Annotated in this window: 20 protein-coding genes; 16 read left to right on the forward strand and 4 right to left on the reverse strand. The window is 70.4% G+C overall.

All coding sequences use genetic code 11. From position 1 onward, the window contains the following. Positions 1–217: 217 nt before the first annotated feature. The 3 genes from ACH4D5_RS19485 (at position 218) to ACH4D5_RS19495 (ending at position 4,660) form a co-directional block, all read left to right on the forward strand. Positions 218–2,104, forward strand: coding sequence for a potassium transporter TrkA (locus ACH4D5_RS19485; RefSeq protein ID WP_398303855.1), 1,887 nt, complete (start codon positions 218–220; stop codon positions 2,102–2,104). 213 nt (positions 2,105–2,317) lie between these two features. Next, complete coding sequence (locus tag ACH4D5_RS19490) at positions 2,318–4,231, forward strand: flavin monoamine oxidase family protein (protein WP_398303857.1); 1,914 nt, start codon at positions 2,318–2,320, stop codon at positions 4,229–4,231. A gap of 216 nt (positions 4,232–4,447) precedes the next feature. Next, the gene (locus ACH4D5_RS19495; RefSeq protein ID WP_398303859.1) at positions 4,448–4,660 is read left to right on the forward strand and encodes a DUF6243 family protein; all 213 of its coding nucleotides are present in this window, start codon (positions 4,448–4,450) and stop codon (positions 4,658–4,660) included. A 177-nt stretch (positions 4,661–4,837) separates the two neighbouring features. On the opposite strand, the gene ACH4D5_RS19500 is transcribed toward ACH4D5_RS19495, so the two are convergent. Beyond that, a complete protein-coding gene (locus ACH4D5_RS19500) occupies positions 4,838–5,452 on the reverse strand; it encodes a class I SAM-dependent methyltransferase (RefSeq protein ID WP_398303861.1) in 615 nt (204 codons plus the stop codon). A 149-nt stretch (positions 5,453–5,601) separates the two neighbouring features. Between ACH4D5_RS19500 and ACH4D5_RS19505 the strand changes: the two genes are divergently transcribed. The 8 genes from ACH4D5_RS19505 (at position 5,602) to ACH4D5_RS19540 (ending at position 13,388) form a co-directional block, all read left to right on the forward strand. Further along, a complete protein-coding gene (locus ACH4D5_RS19505; protein WP_398303863.1) occupies positions 5,602–6,027 on the forward strand; it encodes a hypothetical protein in 426 nt (141 codons plus the stop codon). 114 nt (positions 6,028–6,141) lie between these two features. Continuing rightward, complete coding sequence (locus ACH4D5_RS19510; protein WP_398303864.1) at positions 6,142–6,708, forward strand: DoxX family protein; 567 nt, start codon at positions 6,142–6,144, stop codon at positions 6,706–6,708. Between the two features lie 317 nt (positions 6,709–7,025). Further along, positions 7,026–7,295, forward strand: coding sequence for an acyl carrier protein (locus ACH4D5_RS19515; RefSeq protein ID WP_398303866.1), 270 nt, complete (start codon positions 7,026–7,028; stop codon positions 7,293–7,295). After that, positions 7,285–8,508 carry a beta-ketoacyl-[acyl-carrier-protein] synthase family protein gene (locus tag ACH4D5_RS19520; RefSeq protein ID WP_398303868.1) on the forward strand — a complete coding sequence of 408 codons (1,224 nt, stop codon included), beginning with the start codon at positions 7,285–7,287 and terminating at the stop codon, positions 8,506–8,508. The genes ACH4D5_RS19515 and ACH4D5_RS19520 overlap by 11 nt, the downstream gene beginning before the upstream one ends. Before the next feature lie 47 nt (positions 8,509–8,555). Then, the gene (locus ACH4D5_RS19525) at positions 8,556–10,670 is read left to right on the forward strand and encodes an MMPL family transporter (RefSeq protein WP_398303870.1); all 2,115 of its coding nucleotides are present in this window, start codon (positions 8,556–8,558) and stop codon (positions 10,668–10,670) included. Then, positions 10,670–11,788: a type III polyketide synthase gene (locus tag ACH4D5_RS19530; protein ID WP_398303872.1), complete on the forward strand. Its 1,119-nt coding sequence runs from the start codon at positions 10,670–10,672 to the stop codon at positions 11,786–11,788. The genes ACH4D5_RS19525 and ACH4D5_RS19530 overlap by 1 nt, the downstream gene beginning before the upstream one ends. A gap of 58 nt (positions 11,789–11,846) precedes the next feature. Then, on the forward strand, positions 11,847–12,779 hold the full coding sequence (locus ACH4D5_RS19535) for an acyl-ACP desaturase (protein ID WP_398303874.1): 933 nt from the start codon (positions 11,847–11,849) through the stop codon (positions 12,777–12,779). Positions 12,780–12,821: 42 nt separating this feature from the next. Then, positions 12,822–13,388 (forward strand): isoprenylcysteine carboxyl methyltransferase family protein, encoded by a 567-nt coding sequence (locus ACH4D5_RS19540; protein WP_398303876.1) that lies wholly within the window; start codon positions 12,822–12,824, stop codon positions 13,386–13,388. On the opposite strand, the gene ACH4D5_RS19545 is transcribed toward ACH4D5_RS19540, so the two are convergent. After that, positions 13,381–14,787, reverse strand: coding sequence for an erythromycin esterase family protein (locus tag ACH4D5_RS19545; protein ID WP_398303878.1), 1,407 nt, complete (start codon positions 14,785–14,787; stop codon positions 13,381–13,383). The two genes, ACH4D5_RS19540 and ACH4D5_RS19545, sit on opposite strands and share 8 nt — an antisense overlap. Before the next feature lie 182 nt (positions 14,788–14,969). Next, on the reverse strand, positions 14,970–15,626 hold the full coding sequence (gene thpR / locus ACH4D5_RS19550; RefSeq protein WP_398303880.1) for an RNA 2',3'-cyclic phosphodiesterase: 657 nt from the start codon (positions 15,624–15,626) through the stop codon (positions 14,970–14,972). A gap of 151 nt (positions 15,627–15,777) precedes the next feature. On the opposite strand from thpR, the gene ACH4D5_RS19555 reads away from it, so the two are divergent. Next, entirely contained in the window at positions 15,778–16,767 is a 990-nt protein-coding gene (locus ACH4D5_RS19555; RefSeq protein WP_398303882.1) for an NAD-dependent epimerase/dehydratase family protein, read from the forward strand. 135 nt (positions 16,768–16,902) lie between these two features. Here the strand turns inward: ACH4D5_RS19555 and ACH4D5_RS19560 are convergent, their stop codons facing one another. Continuing rightward, positions 16,903–17,709 carry an SDR family oxidoreductase gene (locus tag ACH4D5_RS19560; RefSeq protein WP_398303884.1) on the reverse strand — a complete coding sequence of 269 codons (807 nt, stop codon included), beginning with the start codon at positions 17,707–17,709 and terminating at the stop codon, positions 16,903–16,905. A 63-nt stretch (positions 17,710–17,772) separates the two neighbouring features. On the opposite strand from ACH4D5_RS19560, the gene ACH4D5_RS19565 reads away from it, so the two are divergent. From ACH4D5_RS19565 to xdhB, 4 genes are all read left to right on the forward strand, one after another. After that, on the forward strand, positions 17,773–18,558 hold the full coding sequence (locus ACH4D5_RS19565) for a helix-turn-helix domain-containing protein (RefSeq protein WP_398303886.1): 786 nt from the start codon (positions 17,773–17,775) through the stop codon (positions 18,556–18,558). Positions 18,559–18,683: 125 nt separating this feature from the next. Beyond that, positions 18,684–19,058, forward strand: coding sequence for a VOC family protein (locus ACH4D5_RS19570; protein ID WP_398303888.1), 375 nt, complete (start codon positions 18,684–18,686; stop codon positions 19,056–19,058). A 442-nt stretch (positions 19,059–19,500) separates the two neighbouring features. Beyond that, positions 19,501–20,997, forward strand: a complete 1,497-nt coding sequence (locus ACH4D5_RS19575; protein ID WP_398303890.1) for a xanthine dehydrogenase small subunit — start codon at positions 19,501–19,503, stop codon at positions 20,995–20,997. Next, complete coding sequence (gene xdhB / locus ACH4D5_RS19580; protein WP_398303892.1) at positions 20,994–23,459, forward strand: xanthine dehydrogenase molybdopterin binding subunit; 2,466 nt, start codon at positions 20,994–20,996, stop codon at positions 23,457–23,459. The genes ACH4D5_RS19575 and xdhB overlap by 4 nt, the downstream gene beginning before the upstream one ends.

The raw sequence follows: 23,459 nt of genomic DNA on the forward strand, positions 1-23,459 counted from the left end.
CCAACGAGGTCGCCACGCGGTCGGCCTCTCCGTCGTCGGTGTGGGGCGGATGGATGAACGACATCGTCCGAGCGGGCGATCGGGCCCATGCCGAATGATCAAGCCTCGGGGTGGGGCGCAAGCTGGGCTGAGCTCGGGTGGCGGAAGAGACGCGGGTCGGGGCCGAGGTCGAGGGGCGACGTTGCTTCAGCGGTTGCAGTACAGATTCGACAATGTCATGGCGCGCGGAACGCCGGCCCTCATCGGAGTGCTGGCCATTGCCTGCTGTGTACTCGTGTTGCTCAATGGGGCGCTGCTGTTGTTGCTCGCTCCGACGGGGGCGTTTTCGCAGGGTGGGGAATCGTGGCTGTGGTCCGGTTTCCTGCGGGTCATCAGCCCAGCGGTGATTGCCAGGGACAGGGGTCCGGCTCCGTTCCTGGCCGTTGCGGCGCTGATGGCTTTCGGCGGGATCTTCCTGATGAGCACGCTCATCCCGGTGATCAGCGCGGGGCTCCAGAACCAGCTGGCCCGCCTGCGCCGCGGCCGCTCACCCGTCGCCGAGAGCGGGCACACGGTCGTACTGGGCTGGTCTCCCCATGTCTACACCGTGCTCAGCGAGTTGGTGGAGGCCAATCGCAGCCGGCGCCGTGCCTGTGTGGCCATCCTCGCGGAGAAGGACCGCCCGGAGATGGAAGCCGCGATCCGGGAACGGGTGGGACATACCGCAACCACCAGAGTTGTGTGCCGCAGCGGTGACCCCACCGACCCGGTCGACATCGCGATCGTCAATCCTTCGACCGCACGCTCGATCATCGTGATCCCGCCAGAGGGTGACGACCCTGACATCGCGGTCGTCAAGTCGCTGCTGGCCGTGGGGAGTAGCCAGGCTCCTCGGGGGCGGAGCGGGGCCAGTGCCGCACCGGTGATCGTGGCCAGCGTCCAGGAGGCACAGAACCTGTCCGTGGCGCGCCTGGCCGGCGGTGCCACCTGCCATGTCATCAGCGCTCAGGGGTTCATCTCCCGGTTGATGGTGCAGATGAGCCTTCAGTGCGGCCTGTCCGCGGTCTATACCGACCTGTTGGACTTCGAAGGCGATGAGATTTACATGCAGCCGCAGCCCGAACTGGTCGGGCGGACCTTCGGGGAGACGCTGGGGGCCTACCGGACCTCGTGCGTGATCGGGTTGATGGACGCGTCCGGCCGCGTACGGCTCAACCCCCGCCACGACACAGTGCTCCGCACACAGGACCAGATCGTCGCCATCAGCGAGGACGACGGCACAGTGGTGTTGTCCGAAACGGTGCCCGTCGTCGACGAGACGGCGATCTCACCCCCCGATGTCCCCGAGCGGCCGGGCCGCCGGGTATTGATGGTGGGCTGGAGTCGACACGCGCCCGACATCGTCCGCCAGCTTCAGACGCAGCTGCCTGCCGGATCCCGGGTGGACGTGATCGCCGATACCGACCTCACCGGCGCCGCGAAAGTTCTCACCGGCGCCGAGAAAGTGCTCACGGGCGCGGGCGACAGCGTCCCCGAAGTGTCCTTCCGCCAGGCCGACACCACCCGTCGGGAGGTGCTGGAGTCCGCCGGCCTCGGCGCCTACGACCACGTCATGGTCGTCTGCCCGAACGAGCGGGACCCCCGCGGCTCCGATGCCCGCACCCTCACCACCTTGCTGAAGCTACGCGATCTGGCGGCCCGGCACTCCCACGATTTCTCCCTGGCCACGGAGATCGCCGACGACCGCAACCGCGCCCTGGCCCGGGCGGCGAAGGCGGACGACTTCATCGTGAGCAGCGAGCTGGTGAGCCTGTGCCTCGCCCAGCTCTCCGAGAACCCCCGACTGAGCCAGATCTTCGACGAGTTGTTCGGACCGCGGGGCGTCCAGATCAGCCTGCGCCCCATGGCCTGCTATGTACGGACCGGGGCGGACACCGACTTCTTCACGGTGACCGCCGCGGCCGCCCGGTGCGGTGAGATCGCCCTCGGCCACCGCATTCGCGCCCGGGCCCAACTGCCTCCCGACTACGGGGTTCTGATCAACCCTGACAAGGCGGAACGGGTCAGCTACACGAAGGACGACCAGATCATCATTCTGTCGGCCGGCACACACGACGAGTCCTGAGCGCCGGGGTGGCGGCTCTGCGCCGCTCGGGTCCCCAAGAAGCGAGATGGCCAGGAACATGGCCTTTTTGCGTTGCGGGTCGGCCCGGTCGCCGGGCAGGATCCTGCGCGGAGTCAGGCCTGTGAGGAAGGACGTGTGTCCGACCGGGTGACCCGCGCTCTCCGGCGCGGTGTCCCGGCCAGGACAACACGGTCGCCGGGCGAGGCTGTGACCATGAACGCACAGCCTTCCAGGCGCGCCGTCATGGCCGCGGCCGGCAGCACCACTCTGACTGCCGGCCTCATCGGCTCCGCCCCGCAGGCGGCCGCCGCGCCCGCTCTCGCGCCCCTGGCCGCACCCTCCACGCCGGCCGGGGGCGCCGACTGGCAGACCTGCCTGGCAGTCGCCCGGGCCATCCTCGTCCTTGACGAGGACAACAGGCCCCTCACCCCCGCGTACACCGACATCCTGCTCCGCAAGGGCCTGCCCCGTGGGGGCGTGAGAAGGAAGGTTCTGGTCATCGGGGCCGGCCCGGCCGGCATGGTGGCCGCCCACCTCCTGCGCGAGGCCGGGCACGACGTCACCGTGCTCGAAGCCAACGCCAACCGGGTCGGCGGGCGCATCAAGACGTTCCGCGCCGGTGGCCATGAGAATGCCGACCAGCCGTTCGCCGACCCCGCTCAGTACGCGGAGGCCGGAGCGATGCGGATCCCCGACAGCCACCCTCTGGTCACCGGGCTGATGGAAGCGCTCGGCCTCGAGCGTCGACGTTTCCACCTCATCGACATCGACGCCTCGGGGAAGCCCGCGAACCGCACATGGATCCACGTCAACGGCATCCGCGCCCGCCGCTCCGACTATCAGGACAGGCCCCGGCGGATCAACCGCTCCTTCGGCGTCCCCGCGCGACATGAGAACACCCCGGCGGCCGACCTGCTGCGCGCCGCACTGGCACCGGCCAGAGCACTGGTCGACGGCAAGAGCGGCCGCGAACTCGTCGAAGGCTGGGCGAGAGTGCTCCACACGTACGGGCACTGGTCGATGTACCGCTACCTCAAAGAACGAGCCGGACTCGACGAGAACACCATCGACCTGATCGGCACCGTCCAGAACCTCACCTCGCGCCTGCATCTCTCCTTCCTCCACAGCTTCCTCTCCGCGGCATTGATCAGCCCGGGCACCGCCTTCTACGAGCTGCCCGGAGGCACCGCCACTCTCGTCGACGCCCTCTACGAGCAAGTGAGGGATCTCGTACACCTGGACCGGCGCGCCGTGCGCATCGACTACCGGCCCGGCGGCGGCGTCACCGTGCACACCGTCTCCGAGAGCCGCACGAGCCGGCCCGTGACCGAAGAGTTCACCGGCGACGAGGCGATCATCACCGTGCCCTTCTCCGGGCTGCGCCACGTCACCTTCACACCCGCCATCTCCTACCGGAAACGGCGCGCCATCACCGAACTCCACTACGACGCGGCCACCAAGGTGCTCCTGGAGTTCTCACGCCGCTGGTGGGAGTTCAGCGAACAGGACTGGAAACGCGAACTCGACGCCGTACGCCCCGGTCTGTACGAGGCATACCGTGCCGGGAAAGCGCCTACGGACGGCTCGTTGCTCGGCGCCCACCCCTCCGTCCCCGAGGGCCAGGTCTCCGAGCGCCAGCGCATCCACTACGCAGCGCACCGTTCCCCCCAGCGAAACCAACCCGAAGCGGCGCGGGTCATCGGCGGCGGCTCGATCACCGACAATCCCAATCGCTTCATCTATGAACCCTCCCACCCCGTTCCCGGCAGTCCGGGTGGAGTTCTGCTCGCCTCCTACACCTGGTCCGACGACGCCCTGAAGTGGGACGCCTACGACGACGAGGAGCGCTACCCCCTGGCGCTCACCGGTGTTCAGGAGGTGTACGGCCAGCGCACCGAAATCTTCTACACGGGAAAGGGCCGCACCCAGTCATGGATGCGCGACCCCTACGCCTACGGGGAAGCATCCGTCCTCCTTCCCGGTCAGCACACCGAACTCTTCCCCGACATCCCTGCCTCCGAGGGCCCCTTGCACTTCGCGGGCTGCCACACTTCCCTCAAGCCCGCATGGATCGAAGGAGCCCTCGAATCCGCGATCCGCACAGCACTGAAAGTCCACACCGGATGACAGGGGCCATGTGTCGACGGGGGTCGGATCGGCTCGCTTAGGCACGAACAACTTGGTGTGCGGGGCCGACGGAACCAGGTAACGTCTTGGCCATGTTCTTCCAGACGCCGATTTACGAGTGAGAGCGTGACGGGCTTCCGCTGACGTCCTTCGACGGGGCCGCGCCCGTCCCCTCCGATGAATACTTAGGCACTTCACACCATTTTGGGAGAACTTGTGAGCAAGAACATCAACAACCCTGTGGGCATGGGCGGCGGCAAGCGCAAGAGGCTGTCCCGCGCCGAGCGGCAGAACAACGGTCCGCACCGGAACCTCGACCGTCAGGGTGCCGCCGACCAGAAGGCGGAGCTGGTGCGCAAGATGCGCGAGAAGGTCGGCACGGCCGAGGGCGACGCCGGGCAGGCGAGCGACGACACCGCACAGAACTGACGCACCGCCGCCGCGGGGCGGCACCACATGGGGCAGGGCCCGGACCGCGACGCGCGGTCCGGGCCCTGCTGCACTACTGGGCCGGCTAATCCCGTTCAGCTCGACGGAGCCCCCGCCCCGGCGCACCCCGAAAGCTCGGGAACCGTCGGGCGCTGACGGTTTCTCGGTCGTTCCCTTTCAGCCGTGATGCGCCCGATGGACGCTGACGGCATAGCCGCCGCCCTCGTAGGGGTGGGCGTCCCACGTGGCGAAGCGGTCGACGAAGGTGAGGCCGGCCGCGGCGCAGTGGGCGTCGTACTCCGGCAGGGTCAGGGTGGGCGATACCGGCAGGTGGGCTTCGTCCAGGCCGAATCCGGCGACCATGAGGCCGCCCGGGCGCAGGCTCCGGGCCAAGCGGCTGACCACCGCGGCCTCCGTGCCCGCGGCAAGGAGCGGGAAGATGTTGCCGGCGGCCACCACGAGGTCGAAGTCCGCGCCACCATGAAGTTCAGCCGGGTCGAACGTGGCCAGGTCGGCCTGGATCCAGGGCAGGTGGGGTGCCTGTTTGCGCGCCACGGCCAGCATGGAAGCGTCGAGGTCGACTCCGACACAGTCATACCCGAGCTCCGCCAACCGGATCATGACCCGGCCGGTACCGCACCCGGCATCCAGCACCCTCGCTCCGGCGGGCACCAGCGTGGCGCACAGCCGTGCCTCACCGTGCATGTCCCTGCCGCTGCCGGCCAGGGCGGCAAACCGGGCGGCGTAGTCCTCTCCGGACGTCCCACCGGTCAACTCTTCCCAACGACTCATGACCGACAGCGTAGGCGAGCAGCACGAGCGGCTAGCGGCGTTCAGCCGGTCGCAGCAGAGCTCCGGGCCCGAGCGGTGAGCATCGCGGACGAGTCCGCCGATCTTCACGCCGCTTTACTTGAAAGTTCAAGGCTAGTAGCGTGTCCGCCATGAGCCAGAGCTGCCCGCGCCGTCCCCGCACCGGCCGGGGCATGACGACGCGGACGGCACGACCCCGGGGGCACGCCGTCCGCGTGGCGCTGATCGCCCTGATCTTCGTCTTCCTGGCTCCCCTGTTCGGCATCGACGGGGCATCGGCTTCCGCTTCTGTCGGACCCGAGACCGCACGCCGCGCGACCGCCGTTTCCGTCGCGCCTCGGGCCGACTCCCAGGCCGAGGACCGCGGCTGCCACGAGGGGCAGCCGGCGGATCCGAGGGGCGGAGTCGTGCCGTGTCCCGACCCGCCGGGGTCGCACACCCCCAAGTCGACGTCCACGCCGCCGAGCCCTCCGCACGTCGTCCCGGTCCTCGCCGGAACCTCGCACCAGGACGTCACATCGGTCGACCTGTACGGAATCCAGATCATCAGAACGTAGACGGGTCTCTCCACCCGCAAGCCGACAGTGCCCGACAGCGCTGGTCGGCGTCGCTTCGCTGCGCCTCCGGGAGCAGCAGCCTCACGTACGCCCTTCCCTACAGGAGAGACACTCATGTCCGTTTTCGCCAGTAACAGCACACCTGCCGGCGCCACGTCCCCGAACGACGCCACATCCCTTCCCGCGCCTTCCTGGTCCGGCAGTGACCTCGGGCTCCTGCTGCTGCGCTGGACGGTCGGCCTGACCATGGCCGCCCACGGAACCCAGAAGCTCTTCGGCTGGTTCGACGGCGGCGGCCTGGACGGCGCCGCGGGGTTCTTCGCGGGCAACGGTTACGAGGCCACGCACACCATGGCCGTGATCGCCGGGCTCACCGAGACCCTGTGCGGCCTGGGGCTCGTCATCGGCCTGCTCACCCCGCTCGCCGCGGCGGGCGTCGTGGGCGTCATGCTCAACGTCGTCGCCGTCAAGTGGGGCGGCGGATTCTTCAGCCCCGCCGGCATCGAGTTCGAACTGCTGCTCCTCGCCGCCGCCGCGAGCCTGGCACTGACCGGACCCGGTAGGTTCGCGGCCGACCGGCTCCTCCCCGTACTGCGCGCACACCGGCTTTCCCACGGCCTCGCTGCCGTGGCATTCGGCGCCGCGACGGCCGGCATCGTTCTGGTGACCCTCCGCGCCTGAGATCCCTGTGGGTAAGGGGTCTTCCGGCGCGGACCGGCGCCGGAAGACCCCGCCTGCAAGTACTGGTCCTGGATGGCCATGGCTGGAACGGCCTTACGGGGCCTAACGAGTGACAGATCGTTCCCTCCACCCGTCGCTGGTGTTCACACAGTGGCGCGCAGTTCAAGCTGGGTGCGGCCGGGCGGCAGGCGTAGGACCGGCTCGGTCGGCACGTGGGGTGGCTTGAGACGCAAGGTTCCCGCGCGTGGCCTTCAGACGGATGTACGCGGGCAGCGCGCCGCAGGGCCCTCTCGCGGCGAGGAACAGGAGACCCAGGCATGACGCAGGCGGCGGAGAACGCGACGGAGTCGGACCTTCCCGAGGAATTGGTGGCCCTGCTGACCGGCCACCTTGATGTGAAGGCGGATGCCGGTGAGCTCTCCGGCAGGATGACGTTCGAGAGTCTCGGCCTGGACTCGCTGTCGCTGTTCGAGTTGGTGGTGGCGGCGGAGGAGGAGTACGGGATCGTCCTGCCCGAGAACACCCTGGACCTGCGCCCGTCTTCGACCCTGGGCGAGGCGGCTCGGGCGTTCGAGCATGCGCGCTGAGATCGCGGTCACCGGGCTGGGGCTGGTGACTCCGGCCGGGCACACGGCGGAGGCGAACTGGGCGGCCCTGTGCCGGGGGCGCTCGCTGGCCGCGACGGACCCCGACCTGGCGGGGCTGCCGGTCGACTTCTCCTGCCGGGTGACGGACTTCGACGCCGAGACGGAGCTGGGCCGGGCGCCGGCGCGGCGCCTGGACCGCTTCATCCAGTTCGCCCTCGTCGCCGCCCGGCGGGCCGTCGCCGACGCGCGCCTCGATCGTCGTACCTGGGAAGCGGAGCGGGTCGGTGTCGTGCTGGGTGTCGGGTCGAACAGTTTGAGTACCTACGTCACTGAGTTCGGCCACCTCGGCGCCGGGGTGCCGGAGCGGGTCTCGCCGCTCGCGCTGCCGCGCAGCGTGCCGAGCATGGCCGCGGGCGAGGTCGCCATCGACCTGGGCGTGCGCGGCCCCAACTTCACCACGGCCAGCGCCTGCGCGTCCGGTGCCACCGCGCTCGGCGTCGCCCGGGACCTGCTGCGATCCGGTACCTGCGACATCGTGCTGGCGGGCGGCAGCGAGTCGGCCCGCTCGCGCATGACGGCCACGTGCTTCACGCGGATGCGGGCACTGTCCCGGCGCAGGGCCGAACCGGCCCTGGCCAGCAGGCCGTTCGACGCGCAACGTGACGGCTTCGTCCTGGGTGAGGGCGCCGGCATCCTCGTCCTCGAACGCGCGTGCGCGGCTCGGGCCCGCCGGGCTCCCGTCCTGGCACTGCTGCGCGGTTACGGTGCCGGCGCCGACGCACACCATCCCGTCGCCCCGCACCCGCAGGGCGACGGCGCGGTCCGCGCCATCCACACCGCTCTCGCCGACGCCGGGTGCGGGCCGGGGGACATCGGCCACGTCAACGCGCACGGCACCTCCACCCCGCTGAACGACGCGGCCGAGGCACGCGCCCTCGTCCGCGTCTTCGGTGACGACGGGCCGCCGGTCACCGCGTCCAAGGGCGTGATCGGGCACGCGCTGGGGGCGGCCGGGGCGATCCAGGCGGCGTACACGGTTCTGGCGCTGCGCCATGCGGCCGTGCCGCCCGTGGCGAACTTCGACGGCCAGAACGGGGACGACAAGCTGGACATCGTCGCCGGCCGTCCCCGCCCCACGCGCGGCGGTGTGGGCATCAGTTGCTCCTTCGGCTTCGGCGGCCAGAACGCCGTTCTGTTGTTCACGGCTTCCTAGTGGGAGCCGGACGCCGTCTCCGGCGGATGCGGGACGGAGGCACACGGATGGATGCGGTGCGGCGCCGGGCCTGGCTCGTGGTGGTGATCGCCCTGCTGGCGGCGGTGTGCGCGGGGGCACTTGCCCCGGTTGCCTTGTCGGCGCTGAGCACGGGCGGCGCCGTCGCGACGGACACGGAGGCGACGCGTGCCGGACGGCAGGCAGAGCGGCTCGGCGTGCCCACGCCCGATCTGCTCCTGGCCGTTTCCCAGCGCGGCGGCGGTGAACGCGAGGCCGGCGTCCGGGACGGCACCACAGCGGTGACGGAGAAGCTGGCCGGGCAGCGCGACGTCAAGACCGTGTGGTCGGCACAGACCACCGGTGACACATGGCTGCGCTCCAAGGACGGACGGACCCAGCTGGTCGCCGTACGGCTGAAGGGCACGGACAAGGAACGCAGACAGGTGGCGCCCGGTGTGGTGGCGGCCGCCCGCTCGGCCGTCCCGGGGATGCGGGTGGAGCCCAGCGGAGAGGTGTGGGCCAACCGGGAGATCGACGAGACCATCGAGCGCGATCTGAGCCGGGCCGAACTGCTGGCCGCGCCGGTGCTCTTCATCGTCCTGGTCTTCGCCTACGGGTCCGTGGTGTCCGCGCTGCTGCCCGTCGTCGTGGCCGCGCTGGCCATCGGCTGCACCATCCCGGTCCTGGGCCTGCTCGCGCAGGTGGCCGACGTGTCACGGGTCGCGGTGAACGCCGCCTCGGCGATCGGCTTCGGCCTGGCCGTCGACTACAGCCTCTTCCTGCTGGCCCGCGTACGGGAGGAAACCGCGCGGGGCGCGGACCTGCACACGGCGCTGGCGGCCGCCCGCCGCTCCAGCGGCCGTTCGATCGCGTTCTCCGCCGCCGCCGTCACCGTATGCCTCGCCACCGCCTTGGTGGTGCCGGTGCCGATGCTGCGCGCACTGTCCCTGGCGGGCATGATCGTCACCGTACTGGCGGCGCTGGTCGCCCTGACCGTGCTGCCCGCCTGTCTGCGCCTGCTCGGCCCCCGGGCCCAGGCGTGGGACCCGCTGGCGCGGTGGCGGCGTGCCCGTACCGGGGACGTCAGTCGCTTCTGGCATCGCACGACGTCCACGGTCACCGCACGGCCCCTCCTGGCGGGCGGCCTGGCGGTGCTGCTCCTTGCCCTGCTGGCCCTGCCCTTCACCCACGCACAGCTCGGCGTCGTGGATGAACGCACGCTGCCTTCGTCGGCTCCGGCCGCCGTCGCGGCCGAGCGTGTACGCGCCGAGTTCACCGCGCCACCGGAGCGGCTCCTCACCGTGGTCGTCACCGGACCACGGGCGACGGACGGTGACCCTGCATACGGCGACCGACTCAGCCGTGTCCCGGGCATCACCGGCGTCCGCGTGGTGCGTGTGGCTCCGTCCGGTGAGGCCCTCGTGCTGCTGGCGGCCACGTCCGCCGCCCCCGGCACGCCGGAGGCGAACACCGTGGTGCGCGAGGTACGACAGACCTCCGCCCCGGGCAGCGTGGCGGTGGGCGGGCGAGCCGCCGAGGTCGTCGACACGGCGGACGCCGTCCTCGACGCCCTCCCGTGGTGCCTGTTTCTGCTGACGGTGGGGCTCCTGGCCCTCCTCGGCGCCTTCACCCGCACGCTGGTCGCCCCCCTGAAAGCCCTGCTCGTGGCCACCGCCAGCCTCGGGGCGAGCCTCGGCGCGCTCGTCGTCCTCTTCCAGGACGGCCACGGCAGCGCGGTACTCGGCCACTTCACGGCGACGGGAACACTGGACGCCTCGACTCTGCTGTTCGTCCTGTTCATCACGCTCGCCCTGTCGGTGGACTACGAGGTCTTCCTGCTCGGCCGTATCCGCGAGGAGTACGACCGCTGCGGCGACAACCGCACCTCGATCGTCGAGGGCGTCGCCCGCACCGGCCGGCTGATGACGTCCGCTGCGGCAGCCGTGGCGATTTCGACCGCGGCCATGGCCACCTCCCACGTCGCCCTGCTCAAGTTCATCGGCATCGGCGTCGCACTCGGCGCGCTCGTGGACGCCGTGCTGGTGCGGGGAGTCCTGGTGCCCGCCGTCATGGCGGCCCTCGGCCCGGCGAACTGGTGGGCCCCGGCCCGCATCAGGCCCCCGTTGTTGATCACTACACCTGTGAAGAAAGGCGGAAGCTGATGCCGACGCGTCAGGCGACGCATGACCGCACCCGGCAGTCGGGGGCCGCCGGCCCACAGGTGGTGGCGATCCGGACGGCTTTCCCGCCGTATCAGTACCGGCAGGAGGAGATCCTGGCCGCCCTGGCCCGCACGACGCTGCTGGAGTCCGAGACGGGCGCTCTGGTACTCCGAAAAATCCACGCCAACTCGGGTGTGGAGACCCGCTCGCTGTCCCTGCCGTTGGAGAAGCTCGTCGAGCTCGCCCACCGGGAGGACTTCACCGAGCAGAACCGCATCTGGCTCGACACCGCCATGGAGCTGGGGGAACAGGCGCTGACCGGCGCGCTGCGCACCGCAGGCGTCCGGCCCGAGGAGGTCGACGCGGTGATCAGCACCACCGTCACCGGCCTTGCCGTGCCGTCGCTGGAGGCCCGGCTCGCCCACCGGGTCGGGCTACGGCCTGACGTCAAACGCATCCCGCTGTTCGGCAACGGCTGCGCTGGAGGCGCCGCAGGTCTGGCCCGGCTCCATGATTACCTGCTGGCCCACCCCGGCCAAGTGGCCGTCCTGCTCGCTGTGGAACTGTGCACACTGGCGCACCAGCGCGCGGACGGCTCCGTCGCGAACATCGTCGCCGGCAGCCTCTTCGGGGACGGTGCGGCCGCCGTCGTGGCCTTCGGAGCCCGGCGGGGCGGCCGCACAGCCGGGCCCGAGCTGGTGGACACCCACAGCCTGCTGGTCCCCGGCACCGAGGACGTCCTCGGCTGGGACATCGGCTCCCACGGCTTCCGGATCCTGCTGTCGCCCGAGGTCCCGACGCTCACTGAGAAGCACTTGCCCACGGCCGTCCAAGGGCTCCTCGCGCGGCATGAACTGTCGCCGGACCAGATCGCGAGCTGGATCATCCACGGTGGCGGACCGAAGGTCTTCACCGGTGTGCAGCAAGCCCTGGGCCTGCAGCCCAGCGCCTTGGAGCTCACCAGGCGTTCCGTGGCCGAGCGGGGCAACCTCTCCTCGGTCTCCGTACTGGACATCCTGCACGCGGCCATGGAGACACCGCCCCCCGCGAACACACCCGGCCTGGTCGCCGCCATGGGACCGGGGTTCGCCATCGAACTGGTCCTCCTCCGCTGGTAGAGGCCGCCCGCCGCCACCGAAACCTGCCGACCGCCTGACAAGAAAGGTGTCACGGACCGTGCCCGCCATCCCCGCAGACGTACGCATCCTGATCGACCTCGAACCAGTGGTTGCCGACGCTCTCGACACGCATTTCCGGACGACCGTCGACTGGTACCCGCACCAGTACGTCCCGTGGAGCCAGGGCCGTGACTACGACGGTCTCCTCGAGGGAGAGCCATGGGACTCCTCCCAGCAGAAACTGAAGGCGGCCGCTCGGGACGGCCTTCTCTACACTCTGCTCACCGAGGAAAACCTGCCCAGTTACCACCGGGTGATCGGGGAAATGCTGTCGCTCGACGGACCTTGGGGCGTCTGGGTCAATCGATGGACCATGGAGGAAGCCAGGCACGGCACCGCCATCCGTGACTACCTCGTGGTCACCCGCAGCGCCGACCCGGTGCTTCTGGAGGACGCCCGCGCCGCGCATGTGCAGCACGGCTACGACATCGACTACCGCGGCGACCTCATCGCCTCTCTGGTCTACGTCACCCTCCAGGAACTCGGCACCCGCGTCAGCTACCAGGGGATCCGCCGACTGTGCGACGAGCCGGTGTGCGGGGCTCTGATGCAGCGCATCGCCCACGACGAGAACCGGCACATGCTCTTCTACCGGACCGCCCTCCAGGCATGTATGCGCATGCACCCCGACCGCACGCTGCAGGCTGTGGCCACAGTGCTCAAGACATTCCGTCCCCCCGGCCACGCCGCACCCGGCTTCGGCCGGCTGGTCAGCTCCCTGGCCAGGTCGGGCATCCTCTCACCGGAGACCTACTACAAGGACATCGCCCTTCCCTTCGTCCGCATGCTCGGCGCTCTCGACACCTCCGGACTCACACCGGTCGGACAGCGCGCCCAGGAGGAGATCGCCGCGCACATGGACGCATCAGAGGACCGTGCCGGCAGATACCGCGCCCTGGCCGAACGCCTCGACCGGCTCGCGAACGCGTAAGACGAAGATTCCGCTGTCCGGGAGTGAGAAGGACGATCCGACATGCCCCTGGGTTGGGTGACGATCCCCGTAAGTCTGTACGTTCTCGTGACCGCGGTGACCGTCGTGCGCCTGGTCGAACTGACAACTGCCCGCCGCAACGCGCGATGGGCCATCGACCGCGGCGGCATCGAGTACGGGGAACGCCACTACCCCGTCATGATCGCCCTTCATGTCTGCCTGCTCGTCGGGACCGTTGCGGAGGTGGCCCTCGCCGACCGTGCCTTCGTCCCTCTGATCGGCTGGCCGGCGCTGGCCGTCCTCGTCCTCGTACAGGCAGGCCGCGCCTGGTGCATGAGGGCGCTCGGCCCCCGATGGAACACCCGCGTCATCGTCGTGCCCGGCCTACCGCTGGTCACCACCGGCCCCTACCGTTGGATGCGGCACCCCAACTACCTCATCGTCCTGTTCGAAGGCGTCGCCCTGCCCCTCGTCCACACCGCATGGATCACTGCCGTGCTCTTCACCATCGCCAACACGCCTTGGCTCGCCGTCCGCGTCCGCACGGAGGACGCGGTGCTGTGGCCAGTGGCGCGGGCCTGTTCGCAGTGCGGGTCCGACGCTACTTGAGCATGTCGGCCGCGTTCACCCGGTGAAGGTGGATCAGAACGTCGTGGGTCTTCGCGAGCCGGATCTTGGCGGCGTTGCCGTTCCAGGGGTAGGTGGCGCCGATGTTCTTGACGGTGCGTGACTCGGTGAGCCAGGCGCGGGCCGGGGCGGGGGTGTTGCGCAGGTCCACCATGAAGTCGCGGTGGCGTACCCGGTCCAGGGTGTGCTCGGTGGTGCCGGGTGCGGCCGGCCCGACGGTGAACCGGTGGACGCCGCCGTCCTGGCCCAAGGCGTTGAACGAGCCCCGGTCGAAGGTGAGGCCCACACTCAGGTAGTGGCGGCCCAACTGTTCACGAAGGAAGTCGCCTTGGGCCTTCGGATGCGTATTCGGGACGTACGTCTTGAGGGCGATGTGGCTGTTGTGGGCGGAGAGCAGGATCTTGTCGCCCGTCTGCCGCTGCCACCAGGCGACGTTCTGTGCCATGACCTGGTCGCGGTAGCGCATGGCGTCAGGGACGACCTGTGGATCGTCCAAGTCAAAGGCGTACATGGTGGTCATCTGGTGGATCGCGGTGGCGTGCTGGACGGCCCAGGCGTGCCCGTCGGCGTCCTTGCCGGGCCGCTGTTCGAGCAGGTCCAGTGCCCGGCCGGTCCGCTCGGCGAGCTCCTTGCGTTCGGCCAGCGGCTTCGACAGGTAGTCATTGACGTACGTCTCGGCGTCGGTGGTGGGCCGCAGGCCCCGGTACAACTCGGTGAGCCGCGGGCCGAGTTCGGGCCGGGCCGCGGCCGCGTAGGCGCTCACCTTGTCGTACAGCTCGGCACCGGCGAACCCGTTGTCGTCGCCGACGAAGCGGAGGGGGTCCTTGGGGTGCTTGACGTTGTACGCGCGCATCCACTGGAGCAGATCGCGGTACTCGCTGGTGTTCCAGAACTGGTAGGTGCCCTGGAACTCCTCGTCCATGATCTGCTTCAAGTCGCCCTCGCCACGGGTGAGGTAGGCGTCGAGCCGCAGTCCGGTGCTCCAGGGGGCTTCGAGGGCGAAGGCCCGGAAGCCCTTCTTCTCGACCAGGTACCGCAAGATTCGGTGCTTGACGGTGAAGAACTCGTGCGAGCCGTGGGTGGCCTCGCCCAGGCCCACCACCCGGGCGCCGCCGACCATCTGGCCGAACGGGCCGAGATCGGCCAGGCCACCGCGCGGCTCGGTGGTGCGCAGCGGGTGAGCCACCCGGCCAAGGGCCGCCGCTGGGGAGCGGAAGGCGGCGGGCGCGGCCCCCTTCGGGCCGGCGGGTGCGGCGGCATCGGCGGAGACCGATGCGGCGGGCGAAGCGGGCGGAGTGGCAGCGGAGGCGGCCGGGACGACGGCCAGGGTGGCACCGAGCGGGACGAGGAGGGCGGCGAGCAGGGCCTTGTGCGTTCTCATGAGCCCAACTCTCGCCGCGAGGGCATGTTCCGGACCATCCAGTGCGCCCCCCGAACCGCCCGGGAGTTAGCTCCACCCATTCAGGAACGAAAACCAGGACCCTGGTCCTGGTCCTGGTCCCGGGTCCTGCTCTCCTGGTCCTGGACGGGAACGAGGCGTGGGGTTCCATATGGCGTGCGTAGTCAACCCTCATCCGGCGAGAACCGTTGTGCAGTTGGCCCGGAGCGCGTGGCTGCTTGCCCAAGGCGGGCAGTGGCCAGGGGCCACGCGTCGATGTCGCGATAGCGCCGCGGGCCTGAGTGGCCTCTTGTCGTGCTGCCGACCAGGTGGAGGCGCTCGGCCTGCCAAGGGCGTCCGGTGAAGCCGTCGAGGCAGGCGGCCGCAGCCTTCACGGACGCGTTGTCGTTGCGGCGAGCGCGGGCCAGCGTGAGGTGGGGACGCAGCGGACGTTCGGGGAAGTCGACCTCACAGTCCCTGACCAACGCCCTTACTGCGTCGGCCAGGTCGTGCAGTTGGCCGAGGTCGCCCTCGATGCCGCTCCACAGCACGCGCTCGTCGAAGTGTCCACCACCGATCAACGCCAGTTCGAGAGAGGGGCGGGCGACCGTCAGGTCGGCGAGGGGCGAACGAAGCCGCTGGACGACCCGCACCGGAAGCTCGCCCAGGAAGGCGAGGGTGATGTGCCAGTCCTCGATGCGGTTCCAGCGCAGGTCGGGATAGGCGGCATAGGCCGGGCTCAGGGCAGCCGCCAGTTCCTTCTTCGCGCCATCGGGCGGCGCAAGGGCGATAAAGGCGTGCTGGGTGGCGGTCTGGGGCGGTTCGGTCACGGACGTCTTCATACCTCATGCGTCCGCAGGGCCGGAGCCTGAGGTGTTGCCCATAGGGGGACATCCGGGCCGGGAACTCTCCTTGCCGTTGTCTACCTTTGCGGGCCCCTGCTCTCAGCAGAACAGGGACGCGGTGGTGGCCTGTCCATGTTTGAGTGCGCTGATGAACATCTTGGTGTTGGGCGGAACGGCGTGGGTGGGCCGCGAAATCTCGCGGCAGGCACTGGAACGTGGGCATCGGGTGACCTGTCTGGCCCGTGGAGAGAGCGGCAAAGTGGCCGCCGGTGCGGTGCTGGTTGCTGCGGACAGGCGTGACCTGACGGCGTACGAAAGTCTGGCGGGCCGGTATTGGGACGCAGTGGTCGAGGTGTCGTGGCAGCCGGGCTTCGTCCGCAGGGCGCTCGCGGAGCTCGGCAAACGGGCGGGCCACTGGTCGTACGTGTCGTCGGTCAGCGCATACGCCTCGCATGCGCAGCCACACGCTGACGAGTCGGCGGAACTGCTCCCGGCGGCCGAGCGGGACGAGGTCGACCACCAGGAGTTCGGGGAGGCCAAGGTGGCCTGCGAGGAGGCTGCGGCGGCCTCGGTGGGCGACCGGCTTCTCATCGCGCGAGCAGGGCTGATCGGCGGTCCCGGTGATCACAGTGGACGCTCCGGGTACTGGGTCGCCCGCGCGGCCCGCGAGCCGCTGGCACCGCTTCTGGTCCCGGCTTCCCCAGGTATCCCGACTCAGGTGATCGATGCGCGAGACCTCGCAGCATGGCTGCTCGACTGCGCGGAGAAGGGAACGACGGGGACGTACAACGCGGTCGGCCCCATCGTTCCCTTCGGGGAATGGGTCGCCCTGTCGCGGCAGATCGGCGGGCACACCGGCCCGGTGATGGAGGCCGACGACGCCTGGCTGCTCGGACAGAACGTGGTCCAGGCCATGGGCCCGGAGTCGCTCGCGCTGTGGGTGGCCGACCCGAACTGGGTCGGCTTCAGCGCTCGCAACGGCGCTGCGGCAAGCGCGGCAGGTCTGCGACACCGGCCACGGGCGGAGATGCTGGCGGACACTTTGCGTTGGGAGCGGGAGCAGGGCCTGGACCGGCCCCGCCGGGCCGGCCTCAGCGGCGAGCGAGAGCGCCAACTCCTGAAAGCGCTCGCGCCCTAGTCGGATGGGACGCCAGGGCGGCCTGGCGGGCGGCCAGGCGATGCGCCCGTCGAGGCGTCCCGCACGCATTGCCGGTGACAGCATGCAGCGGGTGACGCGCGGAGACCTTGGAGGCCGCAGGGTTGTCCGTGCCGGTCACGCACGGGAGGCGAGGTGGCGCCATTCGTCCCACATGTCGAGCCGCTTCCGATAGGCCGACTCGACAATCGGATAGGGGTAGGTGCCGAGAAAGAGCCGCAGGGGCGGTTCGTCGGTGTCGACGAGGTCAAGGACGACGGTGGCGGTGCTTCGCGCGTCCTGGGGCGCGCGGGCGGACGCGCCGGCCCGGCGCGCGGCGCGGACGGGTTCGTAGGCGGGGAGCGGCTTGGTGTGCACCGCGGAGGCGCCCGACCAGTCGGTGCCGTAGGGGCCGGGTTCGACGAGGGTCACGTTGATGCCGAACGGAGCCACCTCTTGGGCCAGGGCCTCGCTCATCCCCTCCAGGGCCCACTTGGAGGCGTTGTACAGCCCGAGCGTGGGGAAGGCGGCGAGGCCACCGAGGCTGGAGACCTGCAGGATGTGGCCGCTGCCTTGGGCCCGCAGGTACGGCAGGGCCGCCTGCGTCACCCACAGCGGGCCGAACAGGTTGGTGTCGAGCTGTGCGCGGGCCTGTTCCTCGGTGGTTTCCTCGACCATGCCGAACAGGCCGTAACCCGCGTTGTTGACGACCACGTCGAGGCGGCCGAAGACTTCGGCGGCCCGTTGCACCGCGGTGGTCGCGGCGGCGCGGTCGGTCACGTCGAGGGGGAGTGGGAGGACGTCGTCCCCGTGGGTGTCCACGAGGGGCTGCAGGGTCTTGGGATCGCGTGCGGTGGCGGCGACGCGGTCGCCGCGTTCGAGTGCGGCTTCGGCCCAGATACGGCCGAAGCCGCGGGACGCGCCGGTGATGAACCAGGTCTTCATGGCATCGAGCCTGCGTCGTTTCCACCTCGGCAGCCAGCACCCTCGCAGGGTTACCCTCGCACCATGGCGGCCGACAATCTTCTGGGAGATTTCCTCAAGGCCCGGCGCGGACGGGTCGCTCCGGCGGACGTGGCGGGACCCGTCGGCGGACGTCGCCGGGTGTCGGGACTGCGCCGGGAGGAACTGGCCCGGCTCGCCGGCATCAGCGAGCCGTACCTGGTCCGGCTCGAACAGGGCGTCGACCGGCACCCTTCGCCCCAGGTGCTGCGCTCCCTCGCGCGGGCGCTGGAGCTGGACGCCGACGCCTCCGCTCACCTGCACGCACTCGTCGACCCTGCCCCCGTGCCGCCGTCGCGGACCGAGGCCTCGGAGGACGTGCACCGGCTGCTCGACGCGTGGGCGGACCGCCCTGCGTACGTCCGCGACCGTTGCTTCGACGTGCTGGCGGCGAACAAGCAGGCCCGTGCGCTCGCCCCGATGTACGAGCCCGGGAGCAACCTGGTCCGAGCGGTGTTCCTCGACCCGGCGTCCCGTCGGCTCTTCCCCGACTGGGCGGAGGTAGCCGCGCAGACCGCGGCGGCCCTGCGGGCCGAAGCCGACCCGCGCGACCCCAGAACCGTCCGCCTGGTCGCCGAGCTGGAGACGGAGGAGGAGTTCCGTCGTCTGTGGCTGCGGCACGAGACGCGGCCCGCCCGTGACGAACTCAAGCGCTTCGCACACCCGGTCGTCGGCAGCCTCGCCCTGCGCAGGCAGGCACTCACCGTCGGCGGCGCCGAGCAACAAGTGATCATCGTGTACCAGGCGACGGCCGGGAGTCCGTCCGAAGCGGCCCTGTCGCGTCTTGTGTGACGCGCCAGACGCCTCCGAGTTCGCCGACGTGCATGAGTCTCCCTCGGGTTACGAGCTGTCGTGATGCGGTCCCGGAGCGGGAGCCTGGGAGGTGAAATTCCGGAAGGCGGGGGCACCGTTAGGGCATGACGACGACGCTTGGTGCCTTTGTGCTCGGTACTCCGGATCCGCCCGCGCTTGCCGACTTCTACCAGGCCCTGCTGGGCTGGCGCGAAGTGGATCGCCGGCCGGAGTGGGTCCGCCTGCGCGACCCGGAGCGGGAACGGCCCGGTCTCAGCTTCCAGTTGGAGACCGACCACACGCCCCCGGTCTGGCCTCAACGCCCGGGTGCACAGCAGATGCAGGCCCACTTGGACCTCCAGGTCGACGATCTGGAGGCGGAGACGGAGCGGGCCCTCGCTCTGGGCGCGACGCTGGAGGAGCATCAGCCGCAGAAGAACGTACGAGTTCTGCGGGATCCGCACGGTCATCTGTTCTGCCTCTTCCTGCCGGGGGCATGATCCCCAGTACGGGCCCTGACAGGTAGCCGTGAGTGCCCGGGGCGGCCGGCGCGCCGTCTCCGGGCCTTTTCGGTTTTGTGGTCCACCCCTTGACCTGCGGCGACGCAGCCACTACGTTCCCAAGCCACTGACCCGTGGTGACGAAAGGAGGCGACCAGCAGATGTGCACCAGCTCTGACCTCGGTCGTCTCGCCCAGTGCACCGCCTGGGTACCGGGTCGGATCGCGCACGGCTGCTGAGTACGCCGTCCTGATGTGCCCCGCTGCGGCACTCTCCGGGTTTCCCTGTTGCCCTTCACCGTCTTCCGGCACGTCGCTGTCCCGTGCCCTGCCGCGCCCGCCGCTCGGGTGAGGCGCGTCTGAACACAGAAAGCTGCCTGAAATTGGCGAACATGAATGTGACCGATCACGCGCCGGAACGGACACCGGAAACACCTGAAGCGATGCCCGGCACGACCGGGGCGCGGATGACGGTGAACGGGACAGAGACACCGATCTCACCGTGCGCACCCCACACCACGGCGCTGGACTTCCTCCGCGAGCGCGGACTCACCGGGACCAAGGAGGGCTGCGCGGAGGGCGAGTGCGGTGCGTGTTCCGTCATGGTGGCCCGTCCCGGAGTGCACAAGCCCACCGACTGGGTGGCGGTCAACGCCTGCCTGGTGCCGGCCGCGGCGCTCGACGGCCAGGAGATCATCACCTCCGAAGGGCTCGCGACGGCCGGTGCGCCCGGCACGGCGTCCTCCCTGCACCCCGTACAGGAGGAGATGGCGGTCCGCGGCGGCTCCCAGTGCGGCTACTGCACGCCGGGATTCGTCTGCAGCATGGCCGCGGAGTACTACCGCCCCGGCCGTTGTGAACATTCCGGTACGGGGGCGGCCGACCGTACGGAGACGGGCCCGAGCCCCGACCCCGAGCACGGCCCGAACGGCTTCGACCTGCACGCCCTCAGTGGGAACCTGTGCCGCTGCACCGGCTACCGACCCATCCGTGACGCCGCGTTCGCCGTCGGTGCGCCCACCGATGACGACCCGCTGGCCCGGCGCCGCGAGCTGCCCCCGCCCGCGCCGGTCGCCACCGAATACGCCCTGGACGGCCGAGTGTTCCTGCGTAAGAACACTCTTGCCGAGACCCTGCGGGTGCTGCGCGAGCGGCCCGACGCCGTCGTGGTCGCCGGGTCCACCGACTGGGGAGTCGAGGTCAACATCCGCTCGAGGCGCGCGGATTGCGTCATCGCCATCGACCGGCTGCCCGAACTGCGGGAGCTGCGCGTCGAGTCCGACCACATCGAGATCGGCGCGGCACTGACGCTCACGGAGATCGAGCGCCGCCTCGATGGTGACATTCCGCTGCTCGCCGAACTCTTTCCACAGTTCGCCTCCCGGCTCATCCGCAACGGCGCGACCCTCGGCGGCAACCTGGGTACCGGATCGCCCATCGGCGACAGCGCCCCGGTCCTGCTCGCCCTCGACGCGTCGCTGGTGCTCGCCGACGCCGACGGCGAGCGCGTGGTCCCACTGGCGGACTACTTCACCGGTTACCGGCAGAGCGTGCGCCGTCCCGGGGAGCTGATCCGCGCGGTGCGCGTCCCGCTGCCGCTGTCACCCGTCACCGCCTTCCACAAGATCGCCAAGCGGCGTTTCGACGACATCTCCAGCGTGGCCGTCGCCTTCGCGCTCGACGTCGAGGACGGGATCGTCCGCAAGGCGCGCATCGGCCTGGGTGGCGTGGCCGCCACGCCCATCCGCTCCCTGGCCACCGAGGCCGCCCTGGAGGGCAAGCCGTGGTCGGCGCGGACCGCCGAAGCCGCGGCCCGGGTGCTGCGCGGGGAGGGCACACCGATGAGCGATCACCGCGCCAGCGCCCTCTACCGTTCCGCGATGCTCGGCCAGAGCCTGCTCAAGCTGCACGCACAGACCACCGAGGCGGTGTCGTCATGAGTCATCTGTCCCAGCGTCCCGAGAAGCCCGTCGTCGGAATCTCGATGCCGCACGAGAGCGCCGTCCAGCACGTCACCGGCGCCGCCCTCTACACCGACGACCTGGTCCAGCGCACCAAGGACGTCCTGCACGCCTACCCGGTCCAGGTCATGAAGGCCCGCGGCCGGATCACCGCGCTGCGCACCGAGCCCGCGCTCGCCGTGCCCGGCGTGGTCCGCGTGCTGACCGGTGCCGACGTGCCCGGCGTCAACGACGCGGGCATGAAGCACGACGAACCGCTCTTCCCCGACGAGGTCATGTTCCACGGCCACGCGGTCGCCTGGGTGCTCGGCGAGACGCTGGAAGCTGCCCGGCTCGGCGCGGCAGCCGTCGAGGTGGACCTGGAGGAACTGCCCTCCCTGGTCACGCTGCGGGAAGCCATCGAGGCCGGCAGCTACCACGGGGCGCGGCCCCTGATGGAGACCGGCGACATCGACGCGGGCTTCGCCGACAGCGCACACGTGCTCAGCGGCGAGTTCCAGTTCGCCGGGCAGGAGCACTTCTACCTCGAGACGCACGCGGCGCTGGCCCAGATCGACGAGAACGGACAGGTGTTCGTCCAGAGCAGCACCCAGCACCCCTCGGAGACCCAGGAGATCGTCTCGCACGTGCTCGGCGTGCCCGCGCACGAAGTGACCGTGCAGTGCCTGCGGATGGGCGGCGGCTTCGGCGGCAAGGAGATGCAGCCGCACGGGTTCGCGGCCGTCGCCGCGCTCGGCGCGAAACTCACCGGCCGGCCGGTCCGCTTCCGGCTCAACCGGACCCAGGACCTCACCATGTCCGGCAAGCGGCACGGCTTCCACGCCACCTGGAAGATCGGGTTCGATGCCGAAGGACGCATCCAGGCCCTGGACGCCACCCTGGTCGCCGACGGCGGCTGGAGCCTCGACCTCTCCGAGCCGGTCCTCGCCCGGGCGCTGTGCCACATCGACAACACCTACTGGATCCCCAACGCCCGCGTGGCGGGCCGTATCGCCAGGACCAACACGGTCTCCAACACCGCCTTCCGCGGCTTCGGCGGCCCCCAGGGCATGCTGGTGATCGAGGACATCCTGGGCCGCTGCGCGCCGAAGCTCGGCCTTGACCCCATGGTGCTGCGGGAACGCAACTTCTACCGCCCTGGCCAGGGCCAGACGACGCCGTACGGACAACCCGTCACGCAGGCCGAGCGGATCTCCGCGGTCTGGCGGCAGGTGCAGGAAAGCGCCGGTGTCGCCGACCGCCGGCGCGAGATCGACGCGTTCAACACCGCGCACCCGCACACCAAGCGGGCGCTGGCCGTCACCGGCCTCAAGTTCGGCATCTCGTTCAACCTCACCGCCTTCAACCAGGGCGGCGCCCTGGTGCTGATCTACAAGGACGGCTCGGTCCTGATCAACCACGGCGGCACCGAGATGGGCCAGGGCCTGCACACCAAGATGATGCAGGTGGCCGCGACCACGCTGAGCATCCCGCTGCACAAGGTGCGCCTCGCCCCGACGCGCACCGACAAGGTGCCCAACACCTCCGCCACCGCCGCCAGCGCGGGCACCGACCTCAACGGCGGGGCGATCAAGAACGCCTGTGAGCAGCTGCGCGAGCGCCTGCTGCAGGTGGCCGCCACCCAACTGGGCGCGAACGCCTCGGACGTACGCATCGTCGAGGGCGTCGCACGGGCCCTGGGCAGCGACAAGGAGGTGGCCTGGGACGACCTGGTGCGCACCGCCTACTTCCAGCGGGTCCAGCTGTCGGCCGCGGGCTTCTACCGGACCGAGGGCCTCCATTGGGACGCGAAGTCGTTCCGGGGCTCGCCGTTCAAGTACTTCGCCCATGGGGCCGCAGCCACCGAGGTGGAGGTCGACGGCTTCACCGGCGCCTACCGCATCCGGCGCGTGGACATCGTGCACGACGTCGGCGACAGCCTCTCCCCGATGATCGACATCGGTCAGGTGGAGGGCGGCTTCGTGCAGGGCGCGGGCTGGCTGACACTGGAGGACCTGCGCTGGGACACCGGCGAAGGACCCCACCGCGGCCGCCTCCTGACCCAGGCGGCGAGCACCTACAAGCTGCCGAGCTTCTCGGAGATGCCCGAGGAGTTCAACGTGACGCTGCTCGAACACGCCACCGAGGAGGGCGCGGTCTACGGCTCCAAGGCGGTGGGCGAGCCGCCGCTGATGCTGGCATTCTCGGTGCGCGAGGCGCTGCGCCAGGCCGCCGCCGCGTTCGGGCCGAGCGGAGTCAGCGTCGAACTGGCCTCGCCCGCGACACCGGAGGCCGTGTTCTGGGCGATCGAGGCGGCACGCAGCGCGCCCGCCGCCACCCCGGACGGTCACGCCCCCGACGCGCCTGCCGAGGCCGGAAGCGCCGACGCCGGGAGCGCCGACGCCGGGAGCGCCGACGGCCGGGACCGGGCGGCCGAAGCCGCAGCGTTGAACGGTGCCTGA

The sequence above is a fragment of the Streptomyces sp. NPDC018029 genome (genome assembly GCF_044327655.1).
Classification (GTDB): Bacteria; Actinomycetota; Actinomycetes; order Streptomycetales; family Streptomycetaceae; genus Streptomyces.

Excerpts from the sequence above, each read along its gene's own strand:
- ACH4D5_RS19525 (WP_398303870.1), top strand. The coding sequence starts at position 8,556 with ATGGATGCGGTGCGGCGCCGGGCCTGGCTCGTGGTGGTGATCGCCCTG.
- ACH4D5_RS19485 (WP_398303855.1), top strand. The coding sequence starts at position 218 with ATGGCGCGCGGAACGCCGGCCCTCATCGGAGTGCTGGCCATTGCCTGC.
- ACH4D5_RS19545 (WP_398303878.1), bottom strand. The coding sequence starts at position 14,787 with ATGAGAACGCACAAGGCCCTGCTCGCCGCCCTCCTCGTCCCGCTCGGT.
- xdhB (WP_398303892.1), top strand. The coding sequence starts at position 20,994 with ATGAGTCATCTGTCCCAGCGTCCCGAGAAGCCCGTCGTCGGAATCTCG.
- ACH4D5_RS19490 (WP_398303857.1), top strand. The coding sequence starts at position 2,318 with ATGAACGCACAGCCTTCCAGGCGCGCCGTCATGGCCGCGGCCGGCAGC.
- ACH4D5_RS19530 (WP_398303872.1), top strand. The coding sequence starts at position 10,670 with ATGCCGACGCGTCAGGCGACGCATGACCGCACCCGGCAGTCGGGGGCC.
- ACH4D5_RS19555 (WP_398303882.1), top strand. The coding sequence starts at position 15,778 with ATGAACATCTTGGTGTTGGGCGGAACGGCGTGGGTGGGCCGCGAAATC.
- ACH4D5_RS19520 (WP_398303868.1), top strand. The coding sequence starts at position 7,285 with ATGCGCGCTGAGATCGCGGTCACCGGGCTGGGGCTGGTGACTCCGGCC.
- ACH4D5_RS19505 (WP_398303863.1), top strand. The coding sequence starts at position 5,602 with ATGAGCCAGAGCTGCCCGCGCCGTCCCCGCACCGGCCGGGGCATGACG.
- thpR (WP_398303880.1), bottom strand. The coding sequence starts at position 15,626 with ATGAAGACGTCCGTGACCGAACCGCCCCAGACCGCCACCCAGCACGCC.
- ACH4D5_RS19570 (WP_398303888.1), top strand. The coding sequence starts at position 18,684 with ATGACGACGACGCTTGGTGCCTTTGTGCTCGGTACTCCGGATCCGCCC.
- ACH4D5_RS19500 (WP_398303861.1), bottom strand. The coding sequence starts at position 5,452 with ATGAGTCGTTGGGAAGAGTTGACCGGTGGGACGTCCGGAGAGGACTAC.
- ACH4D5_RS19540 (WP_398303876.1), top strand. The coding sequence starts at position 12,822 with ATGCCCCTGGGTTGGGTGACGATCCCCGTAAGTCTGTACGTTCTCGTG.
- ACH4D5_RS19560 (WP_398303884.1), bottom strand. The coding sequence starts at position 17,709 with ATGAAGACCTGGTTCATCACCGGCGCGTCCCGCGGCTTCGGCCGTATC.
- ACH4D5_RS19575 (WP_398303890.1), top strand. The coding sequence starts at position 19,501 with ATGCCCGGCACGACCGGGGCGCGGATGACGGTGAACGGGACAGAGACA.
- ACH4D5_RS19510 (WP_398303864.1), top strand. The coding sequence starts at position 6,142 with ATGTCCGTTTTCGCCAGTAACAGCACACCTGCCGGCGCCACGTCCCCG.
- ACH4D5_RS19515 (WP_398303866.1), top strand. The coding sequence starts at position 7,026 with ATGACGCAGGCGGCGGAGAACGCGACGGAGTCGGACCTTCCCGAGGAA.
- ACH4D5_RS19565 (WP_398303886.1), top strand. The coding sequence starts at position 17,773 with ATGGCGGCCGACAATCTTCTGGGAGATTTCCTCAAGGCCCGGCGCGGA.